Annotated in this window: 17 protein-coding genes; 8 read left to right on the top strand and 9 right to left on the bottom strand. The window is 45.4% G+C overall.

Annotation, left to right across the window (positions count from 1 at the left end; genetic code table 11):
* Positions 1-140: 140 nt before the first annotated feature.
* The 3 genes from F891_RS01665 to ovoA all read left to right on the top strand — a co-directional run bounded on the left by F891_RS01665 (position 141) and on the right by ovoA (position 3,768).
* Complete coding sequence (locus F891_RS01665; RefSeq protein ID WP_005107971.1) at positions 141-377, top strand: DUF2061 domain-containing protein; 237 nt, start codon at positions 141-143, stop codon at positions 375-377.
* A gap of 190 nt (positions 378-567) precedes the next feature.
* Positions 568-1,443, top strand: a complete 876-nt coding sequence (locus F891_RS01660; RefSeq protein WP_004278498.1) for a LysR family transcriptional regulator — start codon at positions 568-570, stop codon at positions 1,441-1,443.
* Positions 1,444-1,593: 150 nt separating this feature from the next.
* Entirely contained in the window at positions 1,594-3,768 is a 2,175-nt protein-coding gene (ovoA, locus tag F891_RS01655; protein ID WP_005250606.1) for a 5-histidylcysteine sulfoxide synthase, read from the top strand.
* A gap of 48 nt (positions 3,769-3,816) precedes the next feature.
* Here ovoA and F891_RS01650 read toward each other — a convergent pair whose 3' ends face one another.
* Complete coding sequence (locus tag F891_RS01650; RefSeq protein ID WP_004278500.1) at positions 3,817-4,065, bottom strand: DUF2789 family protein; 249 nt, start codon at positions 4,063-4,065, stop codon at positions 3,817-3,819.
* A 160-nt stretch (positions 4,066-4,225) separates the two neighbouring features.
* Positions 4,226-4,876: an HAD family hydrolase gene (locus F891_RS01645; RefSeq protein ID WP_005250603.1), complete on the bottom strand. Its 651-nt coding sequence runs from the start codon at positions 4,874-4,876 to the stop codon at positions 4,226-4,228.
* Between the two features lie 182 nt (positions 4,877-5,058).
* On the opposite strand from F891_RS01645, the gene F891_RS01640 reads away from it, so the two are divergent.
* The 3 genes from F891_RS01640 to F891_RS01630 all read left to right on the top strand — a co-directional run bounded on the left by F891_RS01640 (position 5,059) and on the right by F891_RS01630 (position 8,471).
* Entirely contained in the window at positions 5,059-5,541 is a 483-nt protein-coding gene (locus F891_RS01640) for an RNA pyrophosphohydrolase (RefSeq protein WP_004278502.1), read from the top strand.
* Between the two features lie 89 nt (positions 5,542-5,630).
* Complete coding sequence (gene ptsP / locus F891_RS01635; protein ID WP_005250601.1) at positions 5,631-7,928, top strand: phosphoenolpyruvate--protein phosphotransferase; 2,298 nt, start codon at positions 5,631-5,633, stop codon at positions 7,926-7,928.
* Between the two features lie 42 nt (positions 7,929-7,970).
* Positions 7,971-8,471 carry a hypothetical protein gene (locus tag F891_RS01630; RefSeq protein ID WP_005245903.1) on the top strand — a complete coding sequence of 167 codons (501 nt, stop codon included), beginning with the start codon at positions 7,971-7,973 and terminating at the stop codon, positions 8,469-8,471.
* On the opposite strand, the gene F891_RS01625 is transcribed toward F891_RS01630, so the two are convergent.
* The gene (locus F891_RS01625; protein ID WP_004729442.1) at positions 8,468-8,647 is read right to left on the bottom strand and encodes a DUF7230 family protein; all 180 of its coding nucleotides are present in this window, start codon (positions 8,645-8,647) and stop codon (positions 8,468-8,470) included. The two genes, F891_RS01630 and F891_RS01625, sit on opposite strands and share 4 nt — an antisense overlap.
* A gap of 620 nt (positions 8,648-9,267) precedes the next feature.
* Here F891_RS01625 and F891_RS01620 point away from each other — a divergent pair.
* Together F891_RS01620 and F891_RS01615 are read left to right on the top strand one after the other, a co-directional pair.
* Positions 9,268-10,788 (top strand): catalase, encoded by a 1,521-nt coding sequence (locus F891_RS01620; protein WP_005250598.1) that lies wholly within the window; start codon positions 9,268-9,270, stop codon positions 10,786-10,788.
* 95 nt (positions 10,789-10,883) lie between these two features.
* Complete coding sequence (locus tag F891_RS01615; protein WP_005250596.1) at positions 10,884-11,363, top strand: thiol-disulfide oxidoreductase DCC family protein; 480 nt, start codon at positions 10,884-10,886, stop codon at positions 11,361-11,363.
* On the opposite strand, the gene F891_RS01610 is transcribed toward F891_RS01615, so the two are convergent.
* The 6 genes from F891_RS01610 to hcaB form a co-directional block, all read right to left on the bottom strand.
* The gene (locus F891_RS01610; protein WP_005250593.1) at positions 11,360-12,415 is read right to left on the bottom strand and encodes an MBL fold metallo-hydrolase; all 1,056 of its coding nucleotides are present in this window, start codon (positions 12,413-12,415) and stop codon (positions 11,360-11,362) included. The two genes, F891_RS01615 and F891_RS01610, sit on opposite strands and share 4 nt — an antisense overlap.
* A 406-nt stretch (positions 12,416-12,821) precedes the next feature.
* A complete protein-coding gene (locus tag F891_RS01605; protein ID WP_005261714.1) occupies positions 12,822-13,757 on the bottom strand; it encodes a cation diffusion facilitator family transporter in 936 nt (311 codons plus the stop codon).
* A gap of 181 nt (positions 13,758-13,938) precedes the next feature.
* Positions 13,939-14,844, bottom strand: a complete 906-nt coding sequence (locus F891_RS01600) for a DMT family transporter (protein WP_005107986.1) — start codon at positions 14,842-14,844, stop codon at positions 13,939-13,941.
* A 168-nt stretch (positions 14,845-15,012) separates the two neighbouring features.
* Complete coding sequence (hcaD, locus tag F891_RS01595) at positions 15,013-16,239, bottom strand: 3-phenylpropionate/cinnamic acid dioxygenase ferredoxin--NAD(+) reductase subunit (protein ID WP_005107987.1); 1,227 nt, start codon at positions 16,237-16,239, stop codon at positions 15,013-15,015.
* A 4-nt stretch (positions 16,240-16,243) separates the two neighbouring features.
* Positions 16,244-17,209, bottom strand: coding sequence for a 3-carboxyethylcatechol 2,3-dioxygenase (locus F891_RS01590; protein WP_005261713.1), 966 nt, complete (start codon positions 17,207-17,209; stop codon positions 16,244-16,246).
* A 66-nt stretch (positions 17,210-17,275) separates the two neighbouring features.
* Positions 17,276-18,091 carry a 3-phenylpropionate-dihydrodiol/cinnamic acid-dihydrodiol dehydrogenase gene (hcaB, locus tag F891_RS01585; protein ID WP_005261711.1) on the bottom strand — a complete coding sequence of 272 codons (816 nt, stop codon included), beginning with the start codon at positions 18,089-18,091 and terminating at the stop codon, positions 17,276-17,278.
* Positions 18,092-18,093 lie beyond the last annotated feature (2 nt).

Below are 18,093 nucleotides of genomic sequence, written 5' to 3'. Positions count from 1 at the left end.
TGAATCAAATCAGACTTTCACTTTATTTTCATCAATCTAATTTTCCGATTAATTTATTAAAAATATTCGTTTTTACAAATTAAATGAGAATTATTATTATTTCTTCATCGACAGAGATGATGATTTTGAGGAACTTCGACATGGCACATATTCAACGCTTTGTAGACAATAACCAGCGCATGTTTAAAAAGACTTTCAGCTACTACATTATGCATATTACCGTAGCGATGATTGTGGGTTATTTGGTGACTGGCAGTCTGACGATGGCGATTGCCTTGAGTTTATTAGAACCAACGGTACAGGCAGTGGCTTTCTTCTTCCATGAAAAAATCTGGGAGCGTAATAACCAACAGCAGAATGAGGACATTACCGTCTAAACTCTTCGGTCGAGGTTCCTGATAAAAGACTACCTTTATAGGTGGTCTTTTTTAGTTTTAAAAATGCCAAGGCTTTGAAAATGTATAGTAATTCAGCACTGCAACATAGATGAGCTAATTTTGCTTTGATTTATTCTTAAAATATAACAATAATATATTTACACATAAAAATTCTTTATAGGTGGTTAAGATGAATCTCGCAGCCTTTGAAGCCTTCGTAAAAGTCATGGAAACCGGTTCGATTTCTCTGGCCGCAGATCAGCTCTTCATTACCCAGCCTGCTGTCACCAAACGTATTCACAGTCTGGAAGAATACTTTGGGGTCAAGCTGTTTGAATCTGCCGGACGTGGTGTACAGGCCACCCACGCGGCGCACTCTCTGTTGCCTAAAGTGAAAAACTGGCTGAATGAACTCGGTGATATTCATTATACCTTGAGCCATGAACAGGGTCAGGTACAGGGCAAACTAAAAATTGGTACCAGTCATCATATTGGCCTGCATCATCTGCCGAGTCATTTGCGCCGTTATGTTCAGGAATATCCTGACGTGACTCTGGATGTGCATTTTGTCGATTCCGAGCAGGCGCATGAACAAGTGATTGCCGGCGATCTGGAACTGGCATTTTTAACCTTGCCGCCACGGGGTGATGCGCGTCTGAATTATGTGACTATTTGGAATGATCCTCTAGTCTTTGTGGTGGCACCGTTTCATCCGCTGGCGCAGCAAAAAAATCTGTGTCTGGAAGATTTGCTCGACTATCCAAGCCTGTTGCCCTCATCACAGACCTATACCTCGCAAATTACTTTGGCCGAATTTGAGAAACAGGGCATCAAACCGAAAGTCAGTATGAGTAACAATCCGCTGGAATCGATCCGGATGCTGGTATCGATTGGCTTAGGCTGGTCGGTACTGCCAAAAACTTTGGTCAATCATGACCTGCACCAGCTGGATATTAATCTGGAAATGAACCGTCGTTTGGGCATGGTCTGGCATCCCGGTCGTACTCAGTCCAAAGCAGCTCAGGCTCTGGTTCAGCTCATGCAGGGTGCCTCGCTGTCTATTTAAGCCGTTCCTGAACATGCTGCATCCAAAACGGTGCAGCATTTTGTTACCTAAATACACCCCATCTGGCGATATCTTTCGAGTATTTTTAAGACAATTCCATTCTTTTGCAGTGCAGAGGAATGCTTAAAACTATTCGATGGAGCCTGACGGATGCAGCTCGATTCTCCCTTAAAATCCCACTCTCAAGATAAAACCAATACAAGCAGCCTGTGGCTTTCGGCCAAACCGATGCTGCTGCCCACGCCGGCACTTGATTTTGCCGATGAACAGACTGCCCGGCACTGCCTGCGCGAATATTTCCTGAACACCTTTGACACCTATGAACAACTGTTTGAATGCCTCAAACATGAAGATGCATTTTTCATCAAGCCGATTACTTTACGTCATCCGCTAATTTTTTATTTTGCCCATACCGCCACTTTTTTTGTCAATAAACTGCTGCTCAGCAAGCTAATTAGCGAACGCGTAAATCCGCATTTTGAAAGTATCTTCGCGATCGGTGTAGACGAGATGAGCTGGGATGACCTGGATGAAGTGCACTATGACTGGCCCAGTGTGCAGGAAGTCCGTGATTATCGGCATCAGGTACGCGCCCTGATCCTGAACATCCTTGAACATGCTCCGCTAACTCTACCCTTAAACTGGCAAAACCCTTGGTGGACCATCATCATGGACATCGAACATGAACGGATCCATCTGGAAACTTCTTCTGTGCTGATCCGCCAGCATGCTTTGGAACATGTACGCCAGCATCCGCAATGGCGTGCCAATATTATTACCGGCATGGCCCCGGATAATATTTTGCTGGATGTGCCGGAAGGCAAAGTGCATTTACAGAAAGATTTTAACCATCCATTTTATGGCTGGGACAATGAATACGGCCGGCATGAAGCCGAGGTTGCAGCTTTTGCAGCCTCCAAATATCTGGTATCGAATCAGGAATTTCTGGCCTTTGTCGAAGCTGATGGCTATCAGACCGAACACTACTGGAGTGAAGAAGGTCTAGGCTGGCTGCAATTTTCACAAGCTGCTCATCCCTGTTTCTGGCGCAAAACTGAATTAGGCTGGTCACTGCGATTGATGCTAGAAGAAGTGCCGATGCCTTGGGACTGGCCGGTAGAAGTGAATTATCATGAAGCCAAGGCCTTTTGTCAGTGGAAATCCCAACTGCTGGGAAAAACCATTCGCTTGCCGACTGAAGATGAATGGTATCGCCTGTATGCAGTTTCCGATCTGGATTCAGATTTACCGAGCCCTGAACAGGCCAATATCGAGTTGAAATACGGCACCAGCTCCTGTCCGGTCGATCATTTCAAGCAGGGCGATTTTTATGATATTCAGGGCAATGTCTGGCAGTGGACTGAAACTCCGATCTATCCATTTCAGGGTTTTCAGGTGCATCCGCTTTATGATGATTTCAGTACACCAACCTTTGACGGTCGCCATAACCTGATGAAAGGTGGCTCCTGGATTTCGGCGGGCAATGAAGCTTTATATAGTTCCCGCTACGCCTTCAGACGGCATTTCTTTCAGCACGCTGGTTTTCGCTACGTCGCCTCTGATCAGGCACTGCAACATTTCCCTTCGAACTATGAAAGCGACCAGCTGGTCTCCCAATATCTGGAATTCCAGTACGGCCCCGAATATTTTGGTATCGCTAATTTTGCCAAAACACTGGTCGATCTGGCACAACCCTATTTTCAGCAAGTGCCATGTCATCGTGCCTTAGATATTGGCTGTGCTACCGGCCGCGCCAGCTTTGAACTGGCACACTATTTTGATCAGGTGACCGGTCTGGACTTCTCAGCACGTTTTATCCAGCAGGCAGTCTATTTGGCTCAAGGCAATAGGGTACGTTATCAGCTGCCGCTAGAAGGTGAATTAAGCGAAGAAAAAAGCTGTTCACTTGAAGATGTCGCTTTGGAACAGTTTGCGTCAAAAACGGAATTTTTTCAGGCCGATGCCTGCAACCTGAAAGCACATTTTAGCGACTATGATTTTATTCTGGCAGCGAACCTGATTGACCGGCTGCATCATCCGAAAGACTTTTTATTGCAGATTCATAAACGTATCAATATAGGTGGAATTTTAATGCTGAGTTCGCCCTATACCTGGCTGGAAGAACATACGGCGCGTAGCGAATGGCTGGGCGGTTTTCAGCAGGATGGGGAAAAGATCACGACTTTGGCTGGTATTTCCAACATTTTAACCCAGCACTTTGAATTGGTGGCCGAACCCCAAGATGTGCCTTTTGTGATTCGAGAAACGGCCAGAAAGTATCAACATACCCTGTCACAAGTCACGATCTGGAAACGGATTCGCTAAAGGTAAGGTCATAGTCTAAAAAGCCAATCATACGATTGGCTTTATATCTTATCCTTCACTGGTTGAATTTTCATGCAAGGATTCATTGAGTTGATCTACCACAATCGCCCATTCGCCATCAGAGGCTATTTTCTCGCTTAAAAATTGACGTTGTGCCTCTGACCAATACGGCGCATCCAGTAAAGTCAGATCTTTATGCAATTGATGCTCGTGAATAAATGTTTCAATACCTTCTGCACTGGCATCCAAGCCAAGCTGTTGGAACAGATGTGTCATACGTGGTCGAACGTGAGTCATATCTCATACCTCAGAATCTACTATTGTTATCATGTCCTGTTTTTCGAGCATAGCATGTCTGATTCAGCTGGACTGTGAAAAAACATTAATATTCAAATGAGGCAAATAAAAAGCACAACCGAAGTTGTACTTAATAATCACATCAATGAGTTCGGAGTGATTAGATCGACCAGTCCTGTATTTTCCAACCCTGTTCTTGGGCTAAAGTTTCCAAGCGATCATCCGGATTGACTGCAATCGCATGATCCGCATATTCCAGCAAGAAACGGTCATTAATAGAATCTGAATAAGCCCAAGACTCGGTTACGTCGCGGCCTTCCAGCCATTGTTCCAGACGCACCAGCTTGCCTTGCTGATAGCATGCGGTATTGATGACTTTACCAGTATATTTCCCATCAATGACTTCAGCATTGGTGGCAATAATTTCAGTAATTCCGAATTCACGAAAAATGGGTGCGGTAATAAAGTCTGAAGTTGCGGTAATCCCCACTAAGGCATGCCCTGCTTCACGGTGGCGCTCAATGGCTTTAAAACCTTCAGGACGCATTTGTGGACGAATGACTTTTTGCATGAACAGTTGATGTAATTCAGTCAAATAATGATTGTCATGTTTGGTCAGAAACTGGAACACAAATTCATTATAGGCATAAGGATCCAGCTGACCTTTTTTATAATCGTCATAGAACTTGTCATTCATGGCGCGATGCTGAACTGGATCGACCAGGCCCTCACTGACCAAAAACTCTCCCCAAGAATGATCCGAATCCGTGTTTAACAAGGTGTGATCGAGATCAAATAGCGCCAATTTCATGAAAATACTCGTTAAAACTGAAATTTAAGAAAAAAATTGTAAATCTATCTCCGCTAGTCGATAGAAATTCGTTAAGATCATAGCAATTTTAACATTTTTAAACTTTGCTTTTTTCGAGTTGGATAACGAAATAATGCTCCCCGATGGCAAAGGCATAAATTAAACAATTTTTAGGTAGCCAAATGATCGACTCTGAAGGTTTCCGACCGAATGTCGGGATCATTTTGGCAAACGATGCTGGACAGGTTTTATGGGCAAAACGCATTGGTCATAATGCATGGCAATTTCCACAAGGCGGAATCCAATATGGAGAAACCCCTGAGCAGGCACTCTATCGTGAGCTGAGAGAAGAAGTTGGCTTATTGCCCGAACACGTCCAGATAGTCGCGCAAACCAAAGGCTGGTTGCGCTATCGTTTGCCGCATCGATACATTCGTACGGACTCTGATCCGGTCTGTATCGGTCAAAAACAAAAGTGGTTTTTACTCAAACTCACGGCCCCCGTTCAGCATATTCAGTTGAATCTGTCTGATCCGCCCGAATTTGATCAATGGCAATGGGTCAGTTACTGGTACCCACTCGGTCAAGTCGTGAATTTCAAACGTGATGTTTACCGCAAAGCCCTGGTGGAGTTGTGTCAGCAACTACCCCAGCAAAAACCTTAAAAAATCGCATAAATAATGCAGATTTTTTACGCGGCTATTGTTATAAATAAACTTAATCACTGAAATTCTGAATAGACGGAGCAGACCTTATGTCGAATATGCAACTGGACACCTTGAGACGTATTGTTCAGGAGATCAATGCGTCCACCAGTTTGCATGAATCACTCGACATTATGGTCAAGCATGTGGCCGAGGCCATGCAGGTTGATGTCTGCTCGATCTATCTCCTCGATGAACGCAATCAGCGTTATCTGCTCATGGCGTCTAAAGGCCTGAATGCAGAATCTGTCGGCCATGTGTCTTTGCAGACCGGTGAGGGTCTGGTGGGCCTGGTTGGACAACGTGAAGAAATTGTCAATCTGGACAATGCCCCTAAACATGAGCGCTTCCTGTTTTTACCTGAAACCGGTGAGGAAATTTATAACTCCTTCCTCGGTGTGCCGGTGATGTACCGCCGTAAGGTCATGGGTGTACTGGTGGTTCAGAATAAAGAATCACAGGACTTTTCTGAAGCTGCTGAATCCTTTCTGGTCACACTCTGCGCGCAGCTTTCTGGCGTCATCGCCCATGCCCATGCCGTTGGCAATATCGATGTATTCCGTAAGCCGAGCAACCTGCCCGCCTATAAAACCTTTCAGGGAGTTTCTGGCTCCGGTGGCATTGCCTTAGGTCGTGCAGTGATTCTCTATCCGCCAGCAGATCTTGCCGCAGTCCCTGACCGTGAAGCAGATGACATCAGCGAAGAACTGCAGCTCTTAGATAACGCGCTAAATTCAGTCCGTGAAGAAATCCAGTCACTGGATGACAAAATGCAGGATGCGTTAATGGCCGAGGAACGCGCACTGTTTAGCGTGTTCTTGCGTATGCTGGATGAAAATGCCCTGCCTGCAGAAATCAAGGCTTTTATTCGTGAAGGTCACTGGGCACAAGGCGCCGTGCGAATTGTTATTGACAATCATGTGGCACAATTTTCCCAAATGGAAGATGATTATTTACGTGAGCGGGTAGCGGACTTAAAAGATCTGGGCCGCCGTATTCTGGCGCGCTTACAGGAAGCCGATGCCAGTCACCGTGAATTGACCGATGAAAGTATTCTGATTGGTGAGGAAATTTCGACGGCTGCACTGGTTGAACTACCTGTAGATAAAATTGCCGCGATTGTCACTACCGAAGGCGCCATGAACTCACATATGGTGATTGTGGCGCGTGCTCTTGGTATTCCGACCGTGGTCGGCGTGACCGAACTGCCGATCAACACCCTCGATGATGTAGAGATGATTGTCGATGCACATCAGGGCCGGGTCTTTATTAATCCCCCACGTCGCCTGCGCAGTCGCTATAAAGAAATTCAAAAAGAAGAAGAACAGCTTGCTAAAGATCTGCGCCAGTACGAAACCAAAGATGCGATTACCCCGGATGGCGTGGCGGTCAAACTCTACGTCAACACCGGCCTGATGATTGATGTGGTGCGTGGCGTGCAGCGTGGTGCCAAAGGTGTCGGTTTATACCGTTCTGAAATTCCGTTTATGTTGCGTGACCGCTTCCCGGGCGAGGAAGAACAACGTGCGATTTATCGTCAGCAGCTCAGTCACTTTGCCAATAAACCGGTGGTGATGCGAACGTTGGACATTGGTGCAGACAAAGACCTGCCGTATTTCTCGATTGAAGAAGAAAACTCGGCACTCGGCTGGCGTGGCATTCGTTTTACCCTGGATCATCCGGAAATTTTTTCTTCACAGATTCGCGCCATGCTCAAAGCCAGTATCGGACTGAATAACCTGCATATTCTGCTGCCGATGGTGACCAGTGTCAGCGAGGTCGAGGAAGCGCTCTATCTGCTGGAACGTGACCATGCGGCGATTCAAGAAGAAGAACAGGTCAAGGTAAATAAACCAAAACTCGGCATCATGGTGGAAGTGCCGAGTGTGCTTCATCAGATTGATGAATTTTCCGAACTGGTGGATTTCTTCTCGGTCGGCTCCAACGATCTGACCCAATATCTGTTGGCTGTGGATCGCAATAATCCACGGGTAGCCAATGTCTATTCACATTTACACCCTGCAGTACTGCGTGCCCTGACCCGTCTGGTGCAGGACTGTCATCGTAATGAAAAACCGGTCAGTATCTGCGGTGAAATGGCGGGCGATCCGCTGTCTGCAGTTTTGCTCATGGCCATGGGCTTTAATACCCTGTCGATGAGTTCCAGTAATATTTTGCGGGTACGTAAAACCATTTGTCATGTTCCGATGAGTGATGCACAAGAATTGCTGCAACATGTGTTAAAAATGGACAATCCGCTCATGGTAAAAAGCTGGTTAGAATATTATTTCAGAACCCATGGTTTAGGGGATATGGTGAAATCTGCATCACGTATGGTGAGTGCCTAATACGGGACTTTTTCCAGTCCCTCGACAGTGGTAGAGGTGGTTATGGAATTTCTGGTCATCCTGTTCATGATTGTTGCGGTGTTCTATGTGGTCATTCTTGCACCGGCCTTGGCTGCCCGCAAAGAAGCTCATAATTCCGGTTCATCTTATATACGCCCCGCCAGCAATCGAGCAATGAGCTATGCCGATCGGCCTAAAATGACTCCATTATTGGGCATTGAAATTTCGGCATCGCAACGGCGGCGTTTAGGCAGAGATGACCCCTCCGTCATTGCTGCCAGACTCTATCACCAACAAAAAGATCAATTTGCCAGTTTTCAGCAGGCCAGACCACAGCCTCATTCCCCTCACCACAAAGCACCAGTGCAAAGCAAACTCAATAAATTCTTTAATGACTTAATCGCGGATGAATCGACAACATCATCCCGGTATCCAAATCAATATTCGCAAACTCGTAACAACCGACCTGTCGCCCCGCTCTCTCCAGTTAAAACTAATCCTAAGCAGCCCCCACGTCGTCCCCAGCCACCTTACAGACCTTAAGCGGCCATTAAAAAAGGGCGATCTTCCATGGAATATCGCCCTTGTCTGTGCTTGTTGTAGCCACGTTTTGCATTTTTCTTTCGGTCTACAAAGACCTGGCTTTTGTTGACTTCATGCATGTGTTTTGCCACAAAATTGTGGATCACCACCTGCTCGGCTGTTTTTTTCTTGGCCATTTTACTCTCTATGTGATTTTGAGGAAGGAGTGAGATAATTATAGGGCCGACTGATTAATTTTCAAGCATATTTGCCAATGCTTTTTTAAAAATAAAGACCATCTGGATAGGATTTTCTGTATGCAAAAATGCGAGCTATAGCCAGAAAACACCCTTATTCCATTCATTATTTTTATGGGTTTCTTCAGACCAACAAAACTTAATTAAAAAACCATTTAAAATAAATCAGTTATAAAATTGTATTTTAAATGATACTTTTCACTTATTATTTTTATCCTTTGATAAAAACATATTATGGACTTAGATATTGTTATTTTCGTTTAATCCCATTCATTATTCGAGTTATTCAAAATATATAGAATTTGATATTGTCACAGAGTGGAGAACCCGTTACTTTTTAAGAGTAACCATTTAATTTTCAACATTTTAAACTTTATTAAATTTAAAAATATTTTTTGAGTGAGCTCACTCAATTATACCCTGAATTCCGTTTTGTGCTGTAACACCCTTTATTTAAAGATATTGTAAATATAGCGAAACCTGATCTGATTAGCATATATCTCAATATTTTATGAATACTAGGTAAACGACATAAGATATTCAAAACTTGGAGAGGAAAGATGAGCCAAGATTTTAAAAAATGCCCTGTCACCCACCTGACCACTGAAGCTGGTGCCCCTGTGGTCGACAACCAGAACAGTATGACGGCAGGTGCGCGTGGACCTTTACTTGCCCAGGATTTATGGCTGAATGAAAAACTGGCCAACTTTGTCCGCGAAGTGATTCCAGAGCGTCGTATGCATGCCAAAGGTTCAGGTGCTTTTGGTATCTTTACCGTGACCAATGATATTACCCAATATAGCCGCGCTAAAATTTTCTCTGAAGTCGGCAAAAAAACCGAAATGTTTGCCCGTTTCTCAACAGTGGCGGGTGAACGTGGTGCGGCCGATGCGGAACGCGATATTCGCGGTTTTGCCTTAAAATTCTATACTGAAGAAGGCAACTGGGATCTGGTCGGCAATAACACCCCGGTGTTTTTCCTGCGGGATGCGCGCAAGTTCCCTGACCTGAATAAAGCAGTCAAACGCGACCCGAAAACCAACAAGCGCAGCGCCACCAATAACTGGGATTTCTGGACACTGTTGCCTGAAGCTTTGCATCAAGTGACCATTGTCATGTCCGACCGCGGGATTCCGACCGGTTACCGTCATATGCATGGTTTTGGCAGTCACACCTTCAGTTTTATCAATGCCAAAAATGAACGCTTCTGGGTAAAATTCCATATGCGTACCCAGCAAGGCATCCAGAACCTGACCGATGCTGAAGCTGCAGACTTGATCGCCAAAGACCGTGAAAGCAGCCAGACCGACCTGTTTGATGCCATCGAACGTGGTGACTATCCAAAATGGAAAATGTACGTTCAGATCATGCCGGAACTGGAAGCCGAAACAGTGCCTTATCATCCATTTGACCTGACCAAAGTCTGGCCAAAGGGCGATTATCCACTGATTGAAGTCGGTGAATTCGAACTGAACCGCAATCCGGAAAACTATTTCCAGGATGTAGAACAAGCAGCCTTTGCACCAAGCAATCTTGTACCGGGTATCAGCTACTCACCGGACCGTATGTTACAGGCACGTTTAGTGAACTATGCCGACGCAGCGCGTTACCGTGTTGGCGTGAATCATTCACAGGTTCCAGTCAATGCTGCACGTTGTCCTGTACATTCGAACCGCCGTGATGGTCAAGGCCGCATGGATGGCAACTATGGTTCATTGCCACATTACGAGCCGAACAGTTTTAGCCAGTGGCAGGAACAACCGGAATTCAGAGAACCGCCACTGAAAATCACCGGTGATGCCGATTTCTGGGATTTCCGTGAAGATGACAATGATTACTTCAGCCAGCCACGCGCCCTGTTTAACCTGATGAATGACCAGCAGAAACAGGCTCTGTTTAATAACACGGCCGGAGCGATGGGTGATGCGCTAGATTTCATTAAATACCGTCACATCCGCAACTGTTACGCTTGCGATCCAGCTTATGGGCAAGGCGTTGCTAAGGCCTTAGGTATGACTGTAGCAGATGCCCAAGCAGCACGTGAAAGCGATCCAGCCAAAGGTTTGCCTAGCTTTCTCTAAGCCAGTTTAGACATGTATAGAAACCACCTTCGGGTGGTTTTTTATTGCAGCATCAAGCACTATAGAAACAAGCTGGCACAAAAAGAAATACAACAATGCATCCAAATATTGAAGACATCATTCAACAACACGACATTGTTTTATTTGATGCTGTTTGCGTAATCTGCAATGGCTGGACACGGTTTCTGATTAAATACGATAAAAAGATTCAGTTTAAACTGGTCTCTGCCCAATCGCCTTTAGGTACAGCACTGCTCGAACATTACCAGATGTCCACTGCACATTACAGCACGATGCTCGTCATCCAAGCTGGCACACTTTATACCGAATCCACTGCCCTGTTAAAAGTCATGCAGCATCTCGGTTTTCCGTTGAATTTAATGAGTACAGGCTATTTAGTGCCGCGTTTTATCCGCGACTTTCTGTATCGTGGCGTTGCTTTAAAGCGCTACCAACTATTTGGTAAAACTGATTATTGCCTGATTCCATCTAGCGAAAATAAACACCATTTTCTGGAAGAAGCTGTCCGTGTTGGCCATTCAACGCATCCCACAGGAACAGCAGGAAGTGCTTAAACAATGATCCGCTTGCCTTCCCGTATGCAGTAAAATGGATTAATCAACTTGGAAGAATGCTTGATGATCTCATGTAACTCATGTTCCGGTGCATCCCGGTCTTCATCCGTGAGCTGAAAAGTACGGTAATGAATCGCCAGTGAACATTTGGCCTGTAAGTCATGATGGGCATGAAAGGCATCTTCCGGATTCATATGGATCGCGCGCATCAGTTCACGCGGCTCATACGCTCCAATCGGGAGTAAGGCAATCCGCGGTGCACCCAGACGTTTACGGATTTCTTTAAAGTGCGAAGCGTAACCACTATCTCCGGCAAAGAAACAATGCTCCTTGCCATGTAATAAAGAAAAGCCTCCCCAAAGTGCGCAGTTCTGATCGCGCATGCCGCGCCCTGAGGCATGTTGGGCCGGCGTATAGACAATCCGGATCTCTTCAAAAAAGGCATTTTCCCACCAGTCCATTTCATGCACGGTATAATGTTCTGGCAAATACCAGGCATTACCCAGACCAGTATAAATCGGCATCTCAAAAGTGTTGTGCAGCCATTCCAGACTGGCCAGATCCATATGATCATAATGGTTATGGCTGAGCAGTACCGCATCAATCTGGGGTAACTCATCCAGAGCAATGCCAGCCGGAATGACCCGCTGCGGCCCTGTGGAAGCCGATGGACTGGCATATTCAGCCCAGACCGGGTCGGTCAGGAAATTATAGGGGCCGATCTGAATTAATGTGGTGGCGTGACCAATAAACCAGACTTGCCAGTCATCCAGAGCTGCATCTGGACGTTGCTGTGGCAATGCGCGCGGACGAGAAAAAAACTCGGCACGTTCCTCGTCAAGATTAACATTCCAGGTCTTGGATTTTCGGGTAATGAGCCATTTATATAAATCAAAGCGACCGCGCGATAGAGAAGCATGCTCAAGATTACGAAACTGTTTTCCGTCGAAATGATCTGAATGCAGATACTCAAACACTGGCTTAGACCAGAGATGTTTCCAACTGGATTCCGTGATTAACTGGAATTTTTTAGTTTTGAGAAGATCTTGCATAAACATCCACTATTTATTATTCGCTATATGCAAGACAACAACCTCTTGAAATGGTCAAGCGGTGCATCTTTTAATGAGCATACAAACTAAAAACAGGCACACTACAACATAGTATGAAATCCGTCACAGAAAATCATGTATGTTTTTGTTATTTTTAGCAAAAAAATGGCATTTCATCGACCTTATGGCTGGCTGAAGCCTTGGATTATCTAGAAAAATATCGCTCGCGCCCTTCTGTCTAAAAATACAAAATGATACTCAATATTTATAAGCCCATGCTGACAAAAGCATGTCTGCCCATTGATGATTTTATGATGAAATTCGCCATACCTCAGTATCATCACATCAATTGTGCGAGAAAGGCAAGTTGAGATCAAAATACCAACCTCAAGCGTTTTTTAGATCTTTATACACGACCTTGAGTTCGTTCCAGCCATACGGCCTTGGTTTGGGGTTTCACAAATAAAGCAATAATTTCCGGGTGCAGCTGTTTAATCTGCGCTTCGATCCGGTTGACACAGGCTTCAATTTCATCAGAAGTTAAATCATCTTTAAATTCCAGACTCAATGATGCAATGACTTGCTGAGCACCCATCTGCTCAGTCAATACCCCATTAGCACTAAAAACTGCCGCATCCTGTTGAGCAATGTTCAATACATCTTCACGCAGTTTTGGATCTGCCGTTTCACCCAGTAACAAACCTTTGGTTTCACGTGCCAGAAACCAGGCAGAAACCGCCAGAACAATACCAATTAAAATCGATGCGGCACCGTCCAATTCAGGAATATTCAGTTGATGCGCCAGAAAGATACCGACCAGAGCAATCACCAAGCCGACCAGGGCGGCAGTATCTTCAAATAACACGGTAAAGGTCGTTGGATCTTTACTGTGTCGAAAGGCTTCAAAATATCCCAGATTTCCCTTTTGTTTACGAAAGGTTTTTAAAGCCACTGACCATGAAAATCCTTCAAAAAGAATCGCCAGACCCAGCACAATATAATTGATCAATGGATCCTGCATGACTTCAGGCTGAAGAATATGCTGTATCCCTTGATAGATGGACACAATCGCACCCAGGGCAAAAACCATCAGTGCCACAATAAAAGCCCAAAAATACAGTTCACGCCCATAACCAAAAGGATGTTTGGCATTTGCCGGTTTTTCTGATTTTTTCATGCCATATAACAGTAAAATTTCATTCAAGGTATCTACTACGGAATGAATTGCCTCACTGAACATGGCAGAACTATTGGTTATATAGGACGCAACAAATTTCACCAGCGCAATCGCCAGATTACCAAACAGGGCTGCATAGACTACGATTTTATTGGATTCAGACATCCTGACACTGTCCTAAATAAGCTTGTGCAAGCTTGAATGATTTATGTATCAAAATCTTAATCATTTATTTTTGAAAGTTGTTTTACAAATTGTTGCTTAGTCGTGATCTCTCACGTTGTTGAATCACTTTACTCTCCACTAAAATAATAAAAGGGCTTTCGCCCTTTTGGTTTTTACAGTTTTAATGCTTGGAAAAATACTGCTCGCGCCACTCTTTCCAGAAATACATGATGATCCCGAACATCACCACAGCAATTCCCGCAAAAGCATGACTGCTGATAATTTCATGATTTAAGGTTGCTCCCAATACCAGAGCGATCACCGGCGTCATCACATTACTCAATGAAACGGTCGAAGCATTTAGACGGCGAATCAGCCAGAAATAACACAGCATTGCCACAATCGAGGACATGATCATGGTAAATACGAAACCGATCATTGCCTGTGTGCTAGGCAACTGAGTCGGCATATGTTGCCAGATAAAGGGTACTAAAATGAGTGAACCAGCTGCGGAGATCAGCAATGACCCCGTCGCTTGCGACATCGGACTCAAGGGGGCACTGATCTGTTTAACCCAGAAGATCGAGCTGATATAAGACACCATACTGATCAGCATCAGCACTACACCCCAAGGATTGATCTTGCTGTCTGCCGAGTCGGCAAAAACAAAACAAAAACCGGCGACGGCCACTGCCATGCCGAGCCATTGCAGCCAGATCAGTTTATGGGTTTTTAAAATCATATGCCCGATTAAACCGGCGATCAGCGGTGAAAAACCAAAAATCAGTGCCATCAATCCTGAGGTCAGATAATTGGCCGCCAGATAAATAAACAGCTGCGCGCCAATTAAATTCAAACTGCCTGCCAGATAACTTTTCATTGAAGTGCGGTCAAAAGGCAGCGGATCGCGCATGATCTTCAGCAGGAACAGTGCAATAACCGAGGCACCAAAATAGCGAATGATCAGCACCCACATCGGGTGAATCTCGGCCACGCTCCAGACAATCGCCAGTGGCGTTGCCGCCCAGATCAGCACCAATAAAGCGTAAATACTTGCCGTGACCGGCAATGAAGATGAAGAACTCATAAGTCTCCTAAACGAGGCCAAGAAGTTCTGGATCAGCAACTTCAAAAATAGCGTATAGCGAATTCATGCTGAGATGAAGTTTTAATTTTTGATAAATTCATCAAGTTTCGTGCATAAAAAACAGACCTATGCAAAACATAGGTCTGTCCAAAAATATCTCAATACAACTTAAGCAATTTTGCGTAAGTCTTGCGCGATATCCAAATGTTTTTCAACATCAAACGCCGTACTTTTGCTGATCATTTTTTTCAAATGACGCATTTCTTTGGCTGCATTCACGGTAATCCCGCCAACGATCTGACCATCAGTCACACCATACATCACGAATGAATTGTCTGCACCTTTGGCTGCATCCATTTCACCACGGATATGCCATTCAGCTGCGGCCATATCGCCGACAAACTGGAAATTGATATTCAGCTGATCCGTCCAGAACCAGGCCGGATTGGCTTTCGGATGTTCCACCCCCATCACGTGACGCGCAAAGATACCTGCCTGAAGGTTGGCATTTTCCCAGGTTTCCACGCGGCGGTGATTGCCACAGTCACGCAACTGAGTCGCAACATCGCCTGCTGCATAAATGTCAGCATTCGAGGTTTGGCAATGTTCATTGACTTTAATCGCAACATCAACGTCCAGACCTGCATCTACTGCAAGCTGTGCATTTGGCACGATCCCGATTCCGTAAACTACAGCATCAGCACGAAGCTCTTTACCGCCTTCCAGCGTTACCACGACTTCTTCTCCGTCTAAACGGCAATCTGCAATCTTGGTTTCAAGACGCACATCAACCTGGTTTTGACGATGCTGTTCCAGCAGGAATTCGCTCAGGATTTGTGGTGAACAACGACCCATAACCATCGGACCCATTTCGATCACAGTCACCTGACAGTCTTTGTAACGTGCAGATGATGCCAACTCAAGACCAATCACGCCACCACCGATCAGGATGATACGGCGACCGGCTTGAAGTACAGGCACCAGTGCCTGTGAATCTTCCAAGTTACGCAGGGTATAGACGTGTTTGCCCAAAGCATCGAAATTAGGCAAACGGCGCGCGGCACCACCTGTTGCAAGCAAGAGCTTGTCGTAAGCAACAACATCACCGTTCAGGAGTTCAACCGTTTTCGCTTCGGCATTAATTTTCGCTACGCCATTGCCGCGAATCGTTTCTACGCCTAAATCTGCCAGTTTCTGTTCCGACAGGATTTCGATCTTGGTTTCTTCAGGTTTTAGAATCACATCTTTAGACAACGGTGGACGCTCATAAGGAAGATGGCTTTCATCACCAATTAGGGTAATTTTGCCTTCATACTTATTGCCACGAAGTTCTAAAATTGCGCTCGCACCTGCCTGGCCAGCACCCACGATCACGATGTTGTTTACGTTGCTCATTTTCTTAACCTTTTAACTCTGCAGATACGATACCGAAGCCGGCAATCCATTCGCTGATGTCTTCATAGCAATGCGTGGTCATTTCATACTCACCCATTTCGCTTAAGGCAGCGAAGGCAGCCATCCAAGAACGGACTTCCTGACCACCACGACCACCATCATGGCGGATTTCAGCTTCAGTCATCGCTTCTAATGTTGCAAAATCAGCATGCTTGAAGGTTTCTAGCAGGGCAATATCCCATTCAGCATTCAAAGGCACGGCAACTGACGTATCTCCTGCTGCCAGCTTTTGACCCACTGCAATAATCTTGGATTGACGTGCATGACGTGCTTCAGGCGTTGGATAACGACCTGCAATCAGGAACTCTTCCACTTCTGGTAGTACTGCACCCATTTGTGGTGTAGGTGGATCATGTGACAGACCACCGGTACCTAAAACAAGCACACGCTCGTTTTCAAGGTTTAAAGACTTGATGTATTGACCCACAGCACGGCCCAAAGCAATAGTACGTTTGGTGGTTGGCATCGGTGCTGCAGCGCCATTAATAAAAATTGGAATCGTTGGATAACGATCAAGTTTGCCTTCACACAGGAAATGTAAGGGCTGAGTCACGCCATGGTCGGCCTGCATACGGTATGAGTAGGCAACATCCACGCCTTCATCCAGTACACGTCGAACCAGATCTAATGCCTTGTCTTCAGGTACATCAATATGGTCATTGTCCTTGCCATAATCCCAGTCACCTGCGGCTTTGGCACGAATACCCACGCAGAAACTTGGCATCAGGTCATAGAAGAAACCATTAAAATGGTCAGGACCAAAGGTAATGATCAGGGTTGGGTCGTAAGCTTTTACTTCAGCAGACAGTTTTTCAAACGCTTCACGAACAGCCTGTTCTTTACGTTTTTCCTGCGGTGAAGCAAATTCCATTAAAGGACTGTGCGATGCACAAATAAGTTTAACGGCCATGAGAGACTCTTTAAAAGGAAGGCAGCCAAAAACAGGCTGCCGAAAAGTCCATTTCAGACTAGATTTTTATTCGTCAAAGAAACCGGCACGTGGCTGACGTAAGCCGCGAATACCCAGACCGCATTCTGCATTGATCAGAACACCAGTCAAAGGACGGTTATTTTGACGAGATGCCAAGAGCACATATGAACCAGTCATATCTTCCGGCTCAGGTAAGAAATTCAGTGGCATGCCACGGGCGATTTTCTCAGGATCACGTGCATCGAGCAGGCCAAGATTTTCCTGACCTAAAGATGCAGCACCTTTGATATTCACATTCATACCTGACGGTGCAACAGCGTTCACTCGTACTTTAGGCGCAAGCTCGTAAGCCAGTTCTTTCATAATCCCGACACCCGCATGCTTAGATGCAGTATATACAGGGCCTCCGCCAGCGGAGTACAGTGCCGAATTAGACAAAGTAAATATGATAGAACCTTCAGAAGCGATCAATGCATCCAGTGCAGCCTTCGCACCGAGGATCAGAGATTTGGTATTGATGCCCATAATCTCGTCAAAGGCTTTTTCTAGTTGCTCACCAGAGGTATTGACGATATCGGCATAGTGATCCCAAATACCGGCATTACCAACGAAACAATCGAGTTTACCGAAACGTTCCACAGTGGCTTGAACTGCACGAACGTTATCTGCATAGCTGGCTACATCACCTTCGATCGCAAGAACTTTTCCACCGAAGTGTTCATTTAATGCATCTACTTTAGCTTTTGAACGTTGAAGAACCGCAACTTGTGCACCTTCCTCAATAAAACGCTCGACCAAAGCCCAGCCTAAGCCTGAACCACCACCAGTAATAAGTGCAACTTCGCCTTGTAGCCAACCCATGC

This window comes from Acinetobacter sp. CIP 101966, assembly GCF_000369725.1.
Taxonomy (GTDB): Bacteria; Pseudomonadota; Gammaproteobacteria; order Pseudomonadales; family Moraxellaceae; genus Acinetobacter; species Acinetobacter lwoffii_Q.
The sequence above is the reverse complement of the archived record's forward strand: the minus strand, read 5'-3'. Positions and strand labels throughout refer to the sequence as shown.